This is a genomic window from Alteribacter aurantiacus DSM 18675 (assembly GCF_000429705.1).
Lineage (GTDB): Bacteria > Bacillota > Bacilli > Bacillales > Salisediminibacteriaceae > Alteribacter > Alteribacter aurantiacus.
The window spans coordinates 1,045,156-1,059,195 of the sequence record NZ_KE386941.1 but is presented as its reverse complement, the minus strand read 5'-3'; the positions used below and the strand labels follow the sequence as shown (position 1 = coordinate 1,059,195).

At 40.6% G+C, this 14,040-nt stretch carries 12 protein-coding genes; 11 read left to right on the top strand and 1 reads right to left on the bottom strand.

Annotated features, from left to right (window positions below; all coding sequences use genetic code 11):
• The first annotated feature begins 169 nt into the window (after positions 1 to 169).
• The 5 genes from G476_RS0108555 (at position 170) to G476_RS0108535 (ending at position 4,807) form a co-directional block, all read left to right on the top strand.
• Positions 170 to 1,312, top strand: a complete 1,143-nt coding sequence (locus G476_RS0108555) for a THUMP domain-containing class I SAM-dependent RNA methyltransferase (RefSeq protein WP_035186311.1) — start codon at positions 170 to 172, stop codon at positions 1,310 to 1,312.
• A 214-nt stretch (positions 1,313 to 1,526) separates the two neighbouring features.
• Positions 1,527 to 2,780 (top strand): quaternary amine ABC transporter ATP-binding protein, encoded by a 1,254-nt coding sequence (locus tag G476_RS21585; protein ID WP_051314721.1) that lies wholly within the window; start codon positions 1,527 to 1,529, stop codon positions 2,778 to 2,780.
• Positions 2,777 to 3,607 (top strand): ABC transporter permease, encoded by an 831-nt coding sequence (locus tag G476_RS0108545; protein WP_026689729.1) that lies wholly within the window; start codon positions 2,777 to 2,779, stop codon positions 3,605 to 3,607. Before G476_RS21585 ends, G476_RS0108545 begins: the two co-directional genes overlap by 4 nt.
• A 27-nt stretch (positions 3,608 to 3,634) precedes the next feature.
• A complete protein-coding gene (locus G476_RS0108540) occupies positions 3,635 to 4,543 on the top strand; it encodes a glycine betaine ABC transporter substrate-binding protein (protein WP_026689728.1) in 909 nt (302 codons plus the stop codon).
• 15 nt (positions 4,544 to 4,558) lie between these two features.
• Positions 4,559 to 4,807 carry a DUF2564 family protein gene (locus G476_RS0108535; RefSeq protein WP_026689727.1) on the top strand — a complete coding sequence of 83 codons (249 nt, stop codon included), beginning with the start codon at positions 4,559 to 4,561 and terminating at the stop codon, positions 4,805 to 4,807.
• An 85-nt stretch (positions 4,808 to 4,892) separates the two neighbouring features.
• Here the strand turns inward: G476_RS0108535 and G476_RS0108530 are convergent, their stop codons facing one another.
• Positions 4,893 to 5,201: a HesB/YadR/YfhF family protein gene (locus G476_RS0108530; RefSeq protein WP_035186308.1), complete on the bottom strand. Its 309-nt coding sequence runs from the start codon at positions 5,199 to 5,201 to the stop codon at positions 4,893 to 4,895.
• A 142-nt stretch (positions 5,202 to 5,343) separates the two neighbouring features.
• Here G476_RS0108530 and G476_RS0108525 point away from each other — a divergent pair, with 142 nt between their 5' ends.
• From G476_RS0108525 to parE, 6 genes are all read left to right on the top strand, one after another.
• Positions 5,344 to 6,870, top strand: a complete 1,527-nt coding sequence (locus G476_RS0108525; protein WP_026689725.1) for a carboxypeptidase M32 — start codon at positions 5,344 to 5,346, stop codon at positions 6,868 to 6,870.
• 245 nt (positions 6,871 to 7,115) lie between these two features.
• A complete protein-coding gene (locus G476_RS21580; protein WP_035186306.1) occupies positions 7,116 to 8,288 on the top strand; it encodes a CapA family protein in 1,173 nt (390 codons plus the stop codon).
• Between the two features lie 173 nt (positions 8,289 to 8,461).
• Positions 8,462 to 9,526, top strand: coding sequence for an ABC transporter ATP-binding protein (locus G476_RS0108515; RefSeq protein ID WP_026689724.1), 1,065 nt, complete (start codon positions 8,462 to 8,464; stop codon positions 9,524 to 9,526).
• On the top strand, positions 9,523 to 11,052 hold the full coding sequence (locus tag G476_RS0108510) for an ABC transporter permease/substrate-binding protein (protein WP_051314720.1): 1,530 nt from the start codon (positions 9,523 to 9,525) through the stop codon (positions 11,050 to 11,052). Before G476_RS0108515 ends, G476_RS0108510 begins: the two co-directional genes overlap by 4 nt.
• Positions 11,053 to 11,216: 164 nt before the next feature.
• Positions 11,217 to 11,624, top strand: coding sequence for a CoA-binding protein (locus G476_RS0108505; RefSeq protein WP_035186304.1), 408 nt, complete (start codon positions 11,217 to 11,219; stop codon positions 11,622 to 11,624).
• 442 nt (positions 11,625 to 12,066) lie between these two features.
• Positions 12,067 to 14,037, top strand: a complete 1,971-nt coding sequence (gene parE, locus G476_RS0108500; protein WP_026689721.1) for a DNA topoisomerase IV subunit B — start codon at positions 12,067 to 12,069, stop codon at positions 14,035 to 14,037.
• Positions 14,038 to 14,040: the final 3 nt, after the last annotated feature.

The following is a 14,040-nucleotide window of genomic DNA, read 5'->3' as shown; positions in this document are numbered from 1 at the left end:
GGCGCATTGTTATGAAATGATAACTCCTCGAGCTTCGTGTTCGCGGGGTTTTTTGTATAGGTATCCGATATTTTAATTGTAGTACATGGTTTTTAACATGAGAATGTGCCAATAATTTTAATCAAGATGATGAGAAACAATAACGATACATAAGGAAGGGCGGATAAGCATGAGTGGAAAACTAACCCTTATTGCAACTGCAGCTATGGGACTAGAAGCCATTGTTGCAAAAGAAGTGCGAGATCTTGGATTTGAAGATGTAACTGTAGAAAACGGAAAAGTGATGTTTACATCGGATATGCAGGGCATTGCAAGAGCTAATCTATGGCTTCGCACAGCCGATCGAGTTAAAATTCAGGTCGGGCAATTTAAAGCAACCAGTTTTGAAGAGTTATTCGAAAAAACAAAAGCGTTGCCTTGGCCAGACTTTCTTCCTGAAACAGCAGAATTCCCTGTTATAGGACGTTCTGTCAAGTCAGGGTTGTATAGCGTACCTGACTGTCAAGCTATTGTGAAAAAAGCTGTAGTTGAGAAAATGAAGCAGGCATATAAAAAAGATTGGTTCGATGAAACAGGTGGGTTTCATCGTATTGAGGTGGCCTTGCTAAAAGATGTTGCTACGTTAACGATTGATACAAGTGGAACAGGGCTTCACAAACGGGGATATAGGTATCTACATAATGAAGCGCCTTTAAAAGAAACACTCGCAGCCGCTTTAATTTATCTAACGAATTGGCATCCTGACAAACCCTTTATTGATCCTTTTTGTGGATCAGGAACCATTCCCATCGAAGCAGCTATGATTGGTCAGAACATCGCTCCTGGTATTAACCGTGAATTTGCTTTTGAAGGCTGGGATTGGTATGAGAAGAAATGGGTTGCAAAAGCCCACGAAGAAGCGGAAGATTTAGCAAAGTATGATCAACCCCTTCAGATATTCGGAACAGATATCGATCACAAAATGATAGACCTTGCCACCAACAATGCGATGGAGGCAGGTTTCCCGGACCAAATCAAATTCAAGCAAATGCAAGCAAAGGACCTTCGCTCAAAGCAGGAGTACGGTGTGATCCTAGGAAACCCTCCGTACGGAGAAAGAATGAATGAGTTAAAAGAAGTTGAAAAGCTCTATAAAGATATCGGTGAAGTTTATCGAGAGTACTTGCCAACATGGTCGGTTTATATGATTACTTCACATGAGAAATTTGAGCTTTTCTACGGTAAAAAGGCAACGAAAAAACGAAAGTTATACAATGGGAATATAAAAACGGATTTCTATCAATTCTGGGGACCTCGTCCACCAAAACGATAACCAATGATGCCGCCACTTCAATGAAGTGGCGGTTTTTTATGTTTTATGACGTTTAATACTCTTTGGCTAGAAATGTTTCAAGCTAACCAAGAGCCAGAACAAGTATTTGTATGAGTCGTGTTGCCCTATCCCTTATTGGTTAATGATGAATGAAAAACAGAAAATGGTAAACAGTAAAGGAAGGTGATTTGTAATTTGGTAAAGGAGTACATCTATGAAAAAAATCGAGGTACGAAACTTAACGAAGGTTTTTGGACCAAGCCCGAAAAAAGGTGTGTCCCTTCTAAAGGAAGGTAAATCAAAAGATGCAATCCTAAAAGAGTCCGGCAACACTGTCGGAGTGAACCAAGCCACATTTGATGTGAATGCAGGGGAATTTTTCGTCATCATGGGTCTCTCTGGAAGCGGGAAATCGACTTTAATCAGGCTAGTAAACCGGCTCATCGACCCAACTTCAGGCTCTGTTTTGATTGACGGAGAAGACATAACAAAAATGAATACAAAATCGTTAATTGAAACGAGAAGAGCAAAATTAGGAATGGTTTTTCAACGTTTCGCACTCCTGCCTCACCGTACCATTCAAAAAAATGTCGAGTATGGATTGGAGATTCAAGGGATTGATACAAAAGAACGAGAAGAAAAAGCTAAAGAAGCGATTCATGCAGTAGGGCTAGCCGGTTATGAAAATAGTTATCCCGAAGAGTTGAGCGGAGGTATGCAACAACGAGTCGGTCTTGCGAGAGCGTTGGCCACAGACTCGGATATTCTTCTAATGGATGAAGCGTTTAGTGCTCTTGATCCACTTATTCGAAAAGATATGCAAGATGAACTATTGGAGTTACAGGATAAACTTAATAAGACGATTTTGTTTATTACCCATGACCTTGATGAAGCCCTTAAATTGGGAGATCGTATTGCCATTATGAAAGACGGGGCTATCGTGCAAATAGGTACTTCTGAAGAGATTATGAGAGAGCCTGCCAATGATTACGTGGCAAGCTTTGTTCAAGATGTTGATCGATCAAAAGTACTTGTAGCAGAGAACGTTATGAAAAAACCGGATGTGGTTACTTCATCAAAGGATGGTCCTCGAGTCGCTGTTCGGAGGATGAAAGAAAAAGGAATCTCTAGTATTTTTGTTGTGGATCGAGGCAACGTTTTAAAAGGCTTGCTTACAATTGAAGATGCCGTTAAAGCGGTAGATCTTGATCTCACGTTAGACAAATACTTACGGCAAGATTATCGAATAGCAAAAAAAGACACTCCCCTTGAGGAGTTGATTCCTGTTGCTGCTGAAACAAACTATCCTATTGCAGTGGTAGAAAATGAACGTTTAAGAGGTATCATCGTACGAGTTTCCATACTATCGGGTCTGGGACTAGGAAAAGAGGTCACGAATCACTCCGACAAGCAATTAGATGAGGCAACTCCAATAGAAGACCCTAAACTTGGGGGGGATGAAACATGAATTATTTTTACTTGCCACTTGAAGAGTGGACCAATGATTTTGTTAACGATTGGCTCATACCTACTCTTGGCCCTTTTTTTGATGCTATAGGTGGCATGATTGGAAGTCTTCTTGAGTGGATAAACTGGATATTAACCGTTATCCCACCTGAAATTCTTACGATCATTGTAGTAGCCTTGGCATGGTACGTTGCAGGAAAAGGAGTAGCCTTGTTTAGTTTGATTGGATTACTATACCTTGGATCGGTTGATTTGTGGGCGGAAGGTATGCAAACCCTTGCGATTATATTTGTTGCTACCTTTTTGTCCATCGTCATTGGCATACCAATCGGAATATGGAGTGCGAAATCAGAAAGTGTACAACGCATTGTCAGGCCTGTTCTCGACTTCATGCAAACATTACCTAGTTTTGTTTATTTAATTCCGGCAATATTGTTGTTCGGTTTAGGTGGGGTTCCCGCTGTTATCTCAACATTTGTCTTTGCCACTCCCCCTTGCGTAAGGTTAACGAATCTAGGTATTCGTCAAGTGCCGGGAGATGTAGTTGAAGCAGCTAGAGCATTTGGATCAACATCTGGCCAAATGCTTGTAAAAGTTCAGCTTCCCCTCGCATTACCAACCATTATGGCAGGAGTGAATCAAACGATTATGCTTGCCCTTTCCATGGCGGTTATTGCGGCAATGATTGGGGCACCGGGCCTTGGATCGATCGTTCTTTCGGGAATCTCAAGTGTGAATGTGGGACTAGGACTTGTTGGTGGTTTAGGAATTGTTGTTCTCGCCATCATTCTCGACAGGATCACACAAGGATTAAAGCCTGAGAGGTAGTCTATTATGGAAAAGGAGTGAATAAGATTGAAAAGATACCAAAAAGTTGGGATGAGTGTTTTAGCGGTACTGTTGGCTATAGCTGCTTGTGGAGTTGACGAAGAATTTGATGAAACAGAAGAAAGTTCCCCTGGAGAAGACGAAGGAGAAGTCGCAGAAGACCGGGATGAAACGATCAGGTTAGGCGTAACCAATTGGACATCCACGATACCACCTACGTACATTGCAAAGGAAATCCTAGAAGATATGGGATACACCGTAGAATTACAAGAGGCAGACGCTGGCGCGGTTTATACAGGCTTATCTCGAGGCGACCTAGATGTATTTATGGATGCCTGGCTACCTGACATGCACAAAGATTACATGGAACAATATGAGGATTCAATTGAGAGCATCTCAGTGAGCTATGAAGAAGGTGAACTTGGTTGGGTTGTACCGGAGTACGTTGATGACATCAATACAGTCGAGGATTTGAAAGGCCAAGAAGACCTTTTCGACAATCGTATCTTCGGTATTGAAGAAGGGGCTGGAATGACTGAAACGTCAAGAGAAATGATTCAGTCCTTTGATTTGGACTTGGATTATGTGGCTTCAAGCGAATCGGGGATGTTAACAGAAGTGCAACGTCATATATCATCTGAAGAACCGATTCTGTTTCTTGGCTGGCGTCCGCATCCAATGTTTGTAGATTATGACCTTAGAGTTCTTGAAGGTGATGAAGATTACTTTGCCACGTCGGAAGTGCACGTGGTTGTAAACAAGGATTTAGCCGAAAAAGCGCCTGAAGCATACGAATTCCTGGAAAATTGGTCGATTGATATTCAAGATGTTGAAGAAATGATCGTCGAAATTGAAGAAGGTGGAGACGAAGAAGAAATTGCACGTGAATGGGTTGAAGAGAACGAAGACTTAGTAAGTGAAATGATGGGACAATAAAAGGGAGTGTTGATAATGTCAGAACCGTTTAACGATATCCAACAAGTTGAAATGGCAATTAAAGCTGCTCAAAAAATGGTTGGACAAGCAACAATGAGTATGAATCCTGAACAGCTAGAAACAGCCACTCAAGCACTGAACGATGCAAAGAACCAGCTACAACAAGCTGTTAATTATGAGATGAGTGGAGAGCTTGGCGATTATTCTCATGATTTAATTGACAAGTTGGAGAGTCAATTGGAAAAAGCAAAAGACGAGGAATAAAAACGAACGAGGCTGGGACATAAAGAATGTGTTTAGAGTTGAAGCGATTTTCATTCAAAGTTAACACTTCTGTCCCAGCCTCGTTTTATTGTGCATGGGGATTGGTCACATCCTCAATGTTAGGATTGGAAAACTGTACTTCTCCTCGATCTTCATTAAAATCAATTTCCATCCCGTCAAAATACCATTCGTCATCTTGGGATACGTAAAAAGTAATCCCTTCTACTTCTAATGAGTATTCTTGGGATTCGGGTAGTTCCTTTGTAACTCCAACAGAAAATCCACCAGAGCCAATGCCACCTACCCGAACATATAGCCTTAGAGCGTCGGAATCCTCTAAGTTCATCTCCTGTTTGTATAATAAAGCTGCACGTGGTGAAATCGTCATGTCCATCAGGTTTCCCCCTTGCTATCTTTTATAGACTAACGTTACCCCATTATAAGGATCAAAAGCCTTTTTTGCAAAAAAAAGAAGGACTATGACTGCTTATATAGAAATGTATAGGGATTGCTATATCAAAAGGAGTTGAGTCATCTTGAGTACATCCATTAAAGAAACGGAAAAAGCCTTTTTAGACTACGTTAAAAAGATGTCGAATTATAATGAAGCCATTGGTTTATTGGCTTGGGACCTACGAACAGGTGCCCCCAGAAAAGGTGCATCGCAACGAGCTGAAGTGATAGGGACTTTGTCTTCACAAGTGTTTCAAATGTCTGTATCTGAAGAAATGAAAACGTTCATACATATATTATCCGATGAACAGGTCCTTACTGCACTTGATGAGGTCACCATCGCTTCAATTAAAGAATGCGAGAAAGCTTACAACAAACAAAAGAATATACCTGAAAATGAGTACCAAGAGTATGTCGTTCTAACATCAAATGCCGAGTCCATTTGGCCAGAAGCAAAAGATAAGGCCGACTTTTCCATGTTCCAGCCTTATCTTGAAAAAATTGTGAATTTCAACAGAAAGTACGTAGAGTGGGTTGGATATGAAGGGAACAAATACAATGCCCTTCTGGATGATTATGAGCCCGGCCTTACAGTAGAAACCCTTGATCGTGTGTTTGGAGAGCTAAGAGAGAAGTTGGTTCCTCTCGTTAAAGCGGTAACGGAAAGTACGAATCAGCCTAAAACCGACTTTTTATTCCATCATTTCCCTAAGGAAAAACAAGAGGGTTTCAGTAAAGCAGTTTTAAATCAGATGAAGTATGATTTTGATGCAGGACGTCTTGACTCTACAGTTCATCCATTTGCTATAGGATTAAACCCTAATGATGTTCGTGTAACAACGAAATATGACGAAGCTGATTTCAGAACAGCGGTCTTCGGCACAATCCATGAAGGTGGACATGCTTTGTATGAACAAAACATTAGTGAAGAACTAATTGGCACACCACTATGCTCGGGTACTTCTATGGGCATTCACGAATCTCAGTCCTTATTTTGGGAAAACTTCGTAGGACGTCATTATGCGTTCTGGGAAAAGAACTACGACCTCTTAAAAGAATATTCATCCGGTCAATTCGACAATGTAGATTTAGCCACGTTTTACAAGGGGATTAATGTAGCTGGACCTTCATTAATCCGTATTGAGGCTGATGAAATGACGTATGCTTTGCACATCATCGTGCGTTATGAGTTGGAAAAAGCATTAATTAATAGTGAACTGGAAGTGAAAGACTTACCACATGCATGGAACGATAAGATGGAGGAATATTTAGGCGTAAGACCATCTCATGACGGGGAAGGGGTTCTTCAAGACGTACACTGGTCCGGTGGAGCTTTTGGTTATTTCCCTTCATACGCTCTTGGATATGTCTACGCAGCGCAAATGATGAGTGCCCTTGAAAAGGACTTGAAAGATGATTTTGACGTTCTCCTTAGAAACGGAGATCTTTCACCAATAAAAGAATGGATGACTAAAAATGTTCACCAGTATGGTAAAAGCAAGCTTCCTCTAGATATTTTAAGAGAAACCACAGGGGAAGAAATCAATGGACAGTATTTAGTTGATTATTTAACGGAAAAGTATTCCGATGTATACGCTCTAAGTAAATAAGTTCATATAACGAGGATCACAAAAAGTCAAAGGCGATATAATGCCTTTGACTTTTTGTGTTCAGACATGTTCTTTTACAATTTCACTTCCTTTTTATTTTAAATCATATGTTCTCATCTATGGCAAATTTGTGAAAAAAAAAGCCTTTAATGGCCTGTGGTGTAATCAAATTGTCACAGACCGTTACAAAACAGACATAAATTTGTTATGATATACATGATTGAGTAGAATGAGAGGTTTATAAAATGAAAAAAATAGTAACATCATTGATTTCAGGAGTCGTTATCCTTACAACCGTTTTCGGTTTTAAGCTAGCTGCTGAAGGAAGCAATGAATCCCTTGTGACGATAAATGAAAGTCAACTTACTAGAGACGAAATTAAAATACATAGAGAAATTACAGTGAAAAATGAAGTGACCATATTAGGTGTCGGTGATGTGCTTATTTCGGGAAGTATCTACAGTGATGCCAGAACGGACAGCGGATTTGATTTTACCTCCATGTTTGAGCATGTAAGTCCAATCATTCAACAGGCTGATTATGCTCTAGCTAATCAAGAAACAATGCTTGGAGGCGAGAGCTTAGGACTATCTGGATACCCAATATTTAACAGCCCTAAAGAAGTTGGTAATGCCTTAAAAGAAGCGGGATTTGATATGTTAACCCTCGCGAATAATCACACACTAGATTATGGTGAAGAAGGTGTTATGAATACGCTCGATCATTTAGATCATATTGATATGCCTTATGTTGGAGCATATCGTTCCTCGGAAGACAAAGCTACGTTACGAAAAGTGGACATAAACAATATTTCGTTTGCATTTTTGTCATACTCATATGGAACAAATGGTATGCCTGTACCTGATGGAAAAGAGTATCTTATTTCATTAATTGATGAAAACAAAATGGAGTCTGACATTAAAGCTGCAAAAGAGGTGGCTGATGTGGTGGTACTTAACCTTCACTATGGAGAGGAATACACGGATTTTCCTAATGAATATCAAACGAACATTACATCAATTGCTGCAGAAGCAGGTGCTGATATCATTTTTGGTCACCATCCTCATGTTCTACAACCCTTTGAATGGCTTCGTACAAGTGACGGACGAGATGTCTTTGTCGCTTATTCACTAGGAAACTTTATTTCTGGTCAAGAAGGTGTTGAACGGCGAATAGGAGGAATGGCGCAAGTAACAGTGAAAGAAGTTGTCGCAGGACCAGCCTCATTTACGATCGTAGATGACCCTGTCTTTATTCCCGTTTATACTGATCGAACAGAGTGGTGGAGAGAATATCGCGTTCTCCCCGCTTCAGAAATGACAAATGGTATACTTCCAAACTGGCAAGCCCACTTTAATGAAGCTAGTGAGCATGTTGGACGATGGATGGACGATGTTAAAATTGAAAACAATAAATAAGACTCAAAGCCGTGTACCCAATGGAGGTGCACGTTTTTTGTTATATTTCACGTACCGTACTAGTAAGTTAAGGTTTTAAAAACATAAAGATGTGAAATATAATACTAAGTATGGCCTTTTTTAACAATATATTATGCCTAATTGTCGTACTAATTGAAGAAGGAAGTGTGCCTATGATTGAGTTCTCAGCTGTTTCAAAAGTGTTTGAAGACGGCACGAAAGCTGTCAATTCTCTTGATTTCACTATTGAAAAGGGAGAATTTTTTGTGTTGATTGGTCCAAGTGGTTGTGGGAAAACCACGACGATGAAAATGATTAACCGCTTGATTGATCCTTCAGAAGGAAACATTAAAATTAACGGAAAAAACATTGAATCTCAAGATATTCAAGAGCTTCGGTGGAACATTGGATATGTTCTTCAGCAAATCGCTCTTTTCCCTCATATGACAATAGCTGAAAACATTGCGATTGTTCCTGAAATGAAAAAGTGGAAAAAGCAAGACATCGATAAGAGAATTGATGAGTTGCTTTCTATGGTTGGATTGGAACCAGCCACGTATCGAAACCGAAAACCAAAAGAACTCTCTGGGGGCCAACAACAACGAATTGGTGTTATTCGAGCTTTAGCGGGAGACCCTGATATTATTCTCATGGATGAACCTTTTAGTGCGCTAGACCCATTAAGTCGAGAGCAGCTTCGACGAGATATAGGGAAGCTCCAAAAAGAAATTAAAAAGACAATCGTTTTTGTAACCCATGATATGGATGAGGCCTTGATGCTCGGGAATCGTATTTGTGTCATGAAAGATGGTACTTCTGTCCAAATCGACACGCCTGAAAACATCATGAATCATCCTGCAGATTCCTTTGTAGAAGAATTCTTGAGTGGATACAAAGACGCTTGGTCTGATTCTGTAAGGAAGGTTATGAAGGAAAATTCAACTTACATAATTGAAAAAAGCAAAATGGATACAAATGTCGGCGAAACTCAATTTGTATATTCAGGCTCTGAAAAAACATTTCTTGGTAAGCGATCAAAAAGTGGGCGTTTGGTTGATTTTGAGAATACGATTCCGGAAAGTTACACCATAGCCGAGGTCGTAGACGTATTCCGGAAATGTGAGGGGGAGATTCTCCCCGTAGTGGATCAAAATAACGCCTTGATTGGTACAGTAACCATTAAAGATGTGATGGTTTATTTAAATGACTCCCGTAACGATGGGAGGAGACGAGGATGATCTTAGCTTTTCAAAGTTTCATGACCCTTCTTCAAACAAGGCAAGATATGCTTTGGACAGCTACATGGGAACATCTCCAGCTATCCATCATCTCTTTATTGCTTAGTGTTTTCATTGCTTTGCCACTTGGGATTATTCTGACTAGGAAAACAAAAGTCGCTGAGCCGATTATCGGTGCGTCAGCCGTGCTACAAACGATTCCGAGCTTAGCCTTACTTGGTTTTATGATACCGCTAATCGGAATAGGGACAACGCCTGCGATTGTTGCGTTAACCGCTTATGCTTTGCTTCCAATCCTTCGTAATACGTATACAGGAATACGAGAGGTAGATCCTTCTTTGGTGGAAGCGGCAAGAGGAATGGGAATGAGCTCGTTTAAGCGGCTTCATAAAGTAGAATTACCCATTGCAATGCCTGTCATTATGGCTGGGATTCGCACTTCAATGGTTTTAATTGTTGGAACAGCTACACTTGCTGCCTTGATTGGTGCAGGGGGACTTGGAGATTTGATCATGCTTGGTATCGCGAGGTCGAATAACGAGTATATTCTTCTTGGAGCCATTCCTGCAGCTTTATTGGCCCTCTTTTTTGATGCCATCCTGCGATTTACAGAAAAAAGGTCAGGTGGGCGCTCCATTATGCCAATTGTATCGGTCGTGATTGTAGCTATTCTGATCGTTACAGTACCTCTTGCGATCAGGCCGCAACAAGCGGATATCACAATAGGCGGGAAACTCGGTTCGGAGCCGGAAATTATCATTAACATGCACAAATTATTGATTGAGGATCAAACAGATTTGGTTGTTGACCTCGAACCTAACTTAGGGCAAACAGATTTTGTATTTAACGCGATTCAGTCTGGTAACATTGATATTTATCTTGAGTTTGCCGGTACTGCGATTATGACCTTTTTAGATGAGGATTTGGAAAAAAATGATGAACAAGAAGTGTTTGAAATAGCACGTGATGGAATGGAAGAGGAATATGGTTTGGTCTTCCTTCAGCCTATGGCTTTTAACAATACCTATGCGATTGCGATGATGACAGAGCTGGCAGAGGAACTTGATGTTGAAACCATCAGTGACTTAAGAAGCTACAACAATGAGCTTACAGCAGGATTCACGCATGAATTTGCAGATCGGCAAGATGGATACTTAGGAATTCAAGACGTGTACGGTGTAAATTTTGATGTTGTGACAATGGAAGCGGGTCTTAGACCTCATGCTTTGGAATCTGGTGATATTGATTTAATGGATGCTTACGCAACTGACTGGTATATCGTTGAATATGATATGACAGTCTTGGAGGATGATGAGACACTGTTTCCCCCTTACCAAGGAGCACCTTTAGTTAGGCGGGACATTTTAGAACAGTATCCTGAAATCGCGGATGTGTTAAACGTTCTAGGTGGACAAATTACTGATGAAGAAATGCAGGAAATGAATCATCGTGTGGAAGTAGGCGATGAAAATGCAGAAGACATCGCCAGAGAATTTTTACAATCACAAGGGCTTTTATCTGAATAGAAAAGTGCTTCTTGAGTGTTTTAACTCTTTACACAAAAGATGTGCTTTCAATAGTGTGAGAAGGTTTGATCGTGTGAAGTGAGTGTATCTCGGTTAACATAGGGTAATAGAAGGTAAGATAAGGTAAGATAAAAATAGGCAAACTATAAGGAGAGATTGTAGTCATGCATAATCCTACACGAGAAGAAACAAGAGATATTCTAAAGAAAGCCAAAACAATCGCTGTTGTCGGTTTGTCCGATAACCCCGAACGAACATCATATCAAGTGTCTAAAGCGATGCAAGATGCAGGATACAAAATTATTCCTGTAAATCCGAATTGCCAAGAGGTGTTAGGAGAGCGTTCATTAGACTCACTAAGTGAACTTAGTGGACCGGTGGATATTATAAATGTTTTCAGAAGAAGCGAACATTTACCAGAGGTTGCTAAAGAAGCAGCACAGGTAGAAGCGGATGTGTTTTGGACACAGCTTGGATTAGAAAGTGAAGAAGCATATTCAATTGCTAAAGATGCAGGAATGAGAGTTATAATGGACAGGTGTATAAAAGTCGAACATGCGTTAACAAAATAATCTGGTGCTGCCCTCGGCCTTTATTGTGTCGAGGGCATTTCTAGTTACTCTCCCAATGACGTTTACTACAACTTATCCAGTATTCACTCTGAAAATAAAGCATGTTTTAATATACCGGCAAATAAGGGTAAGATAGGAAGAACAAAAAGGAAAAAAAGAGAGAAGAAAAGCGGGACTTTTCTTGTTTATTAGGTCAAATTAGACAGTGAAATCCTATGAATTCAACAATTATTGCCGAAACTCCTTGAAAAATGGAACGTTAATCGCTACATTAAACATAGTGCAAAAGGCGCTTTCCACTAAATACCACTCTGAAACAACAAACTGACAAGAACGTTCGTTCGTGTGATATGATAGAGGAACCAACATAACGAAAAAGCACTCATCCAATTTATAAAGTGGAATATGAAGCGGCTTGAACAGAAAGAAAGGAGTAACAAGATTGCAACAGAATTTTAATTACAACGATGATGCAATTCAAGTGTTAGAAGGTTTGGATGCTGTTAGAAAACGTCCAGGGATGTATATTGGCAGTACGGACCACCGAGGGCTGCATCACCTCGTATTTGAAATCGTGGACAATGCTGTCGATGAAGCATTGGCCGGTTTTGGTAACGATATTAAAGTAACTATACATAAAGACGAAAGCATTAGCGTTAAAGATGAAGGACGGGGTATGCCTACAGGAATGCATGCTACAGGAAAGCCTACACCTGAGGTCATTTTTACAATACTCCATGCAGGTGGAAAGTTTGGACAAGGGGGATATAAGACAAGTGGTGGCCTTCACGGTGTCGGTTCCTCTGTGGTTAACGCCTTATCGGAATTTTTGGAAGTAACCATTTATAGAGATGGCCAAGTCCATCAACAGCGATTTGAACATGGCGGGAAACCGGTCACAACCTTAGAAAAAAAAGGTACGACAAGAAAAACAGGGACAGTCGTTCATTTCAAACCTGATCCGACCATTTTCAGTACCGTTCATTACAACTACGAAACCCTATCAGAGCGCTTGAGAGAAGCAGCCTTTCTCATAAAAGGCATGAGAATTGAACTTGTGGATGAACGGCCTAAGGGCGAAGTCGTCCGCGACGTGTTTCAATTCGAAACGGGTATCGAAGCATTTGTTGACTACCTGAATGAAGAAAAGGAAACGCTTCACCCTGTTGTGTCTTTTCAAGGTGAGCAACAAGGGATTGAAGTTGATTTTGCTTTTCAATATAGCGATGCCTATACGGAAAACATGCTCTCTTTTGTCAACAACGTCCGTACAAAAGACGGAGGGACACACGAGCTTGGAGCAAAGGCTGGCGTAACCAGAGTCTTTAACGAACACGCTCGAAAACTTCAATTATTAAAAGAAAAAGACAAAAATTTAGATGGCAACGATATTCGGGAAGGGTTTACTGCTATTGTGTCGATCCGTGTTCCTGAGGATAAATTGCAGTTTGAAGGTCAGACAAAAGGAAAACTCGGTACAACGGAAGCACGTTCTGCGGTTGATTCCATCGTTAGTGAGAAGTTAAGTTTCTTTCTAGAAGAAAACCCGGAGGTAAGTAACACGTTAATTCGAAAAGCCATTAAAGCTGCTCAAGCGCGAGAAGCTGCACGAAAAGCGCGAGAAGATGCTCGAAATGGTAAAAAGAATAAACGAAAAGACGCTATGCTCAGTGGCAAATTAACGCCTGCGCAATCGAAAAACAGAGAGAAGAACGAACTTTATTTGGTTGAGGGAGATTCAGCCGGCGGATCTGCAAAGCAAGGACGAGATCGTAAATTCCAAGCTGTTCTCCCTCTCCGTGGTAAAGTCATTAACACGGAAAAAGCTAAGCTTGCCGACATTATGAAAAATGAAGAAATCAGGACAATCATCTATGCCATTGGCGGTGACGTAGGACCAGATTTCGAGATAGAAAACATTAACTATGACAAAATTATTATTATGACAGATGCCGATACAGATGGTGCACATATTCAAGTGTTACTATTAACGTTTTTTTATCGCTACATGAAACCGTTGATTGAAGCGGGCAAAATCTACATTGCTTTACCACCGCTCTACAAAGTGAGTAAGGGAAGCGGAAAGAAAGAAAAAGTGGAATATGCTTGGGATGAAGACGGAATGAAAGAAGCGATGAAAAAAATTGGAAAAGGATACACGATTCAGAGATACAAAGGTCTTGGAGAGATGGATGCGACTCAGCTTTGGGAGACAACAATGAACCCTGATTCAAGAACGCTCGTTCGTGTTCGTATCGACGACATTGCCAGAGCGGAAAGACGGATCTCCACATTAATGGGAGACAAAGTCGAGCCAAGACGTAAATGGATTGAGAACAATGTGGCCTTTAGTCTTGAAGAAGAAACAAACATTTTAGACAGCGAGAATTTGATGGTCACAGAGGAGGAATAGTCA

What these genes read in the sequence shown, in the direction of transcription:
- G476_RS0108555 (WP_035186311.1), top strand. Translation starts at nt 170, where the DNA reads ATGAGTGGAAAACTAACCCTTATTGCAACTGCAGCTATGGGACTAGAA.
- G476_RS21585 (WP_051314721.1), top strand. Translation starts at nt 1,527, where the DNA reads ATGAAAAAAATCGAGGTACGAAACTTAACGAAGGTTTTTGGACCAAGC.
- G476_RS0108545 (WP_026689729.1), top strand. Translation starts at nt 2,777, where the DNA reads ATGAATTATTTTTACTTGCCACTTGAAGAGTGGACCAATGATTTTGTT.
- G476_RS0108535 (WP_026689727.1), top strand. Translation starts at nt 4,559, where the DNA reads ATGTCAGAACCGTTTAACGATATCCAACAAGTTGAAATGGCAATTAAA.
- G476_RS0108530 (WP_035186308.1), bottom strand. Translation starts at nt 5,201, where the DNA reads ATGGACATGACGATTTCACCACGTGCAGCTTTATTATACAAACAGGAG.
- G476_RS21580 (WP_035186306.1), top strand. Translation starts at nt 7,116, where the DNA reads ATGAAAAAAATAGTAACATCATTGATTTCAGGAGTCGTTATCCTTACA.
- G476_RS0108515 (WP_026689724.1), top strand. Translation starts at nt 8,462, where the DNA reads ATGATTGAGTTCTCAGCTGTTTCAAAAGTGTTTGAAGACGGCACGAAA.
- G476_RS0108510 (WP_051314720.1), top strand. Translation starts at nt 9,523, where the DNA reads ATGATCTTAGCTTTTCAAAGTTTCATGACCCTTCTTCAAACAAGGCAA.
- G476_RS0108505 (WP_035186304.1), top strand. Translation starts at nt 11,217, where the DNA reads ATGCATAATCCTACACGAGAAGAAACAAGAGATATTCTAAAGAAAGCC.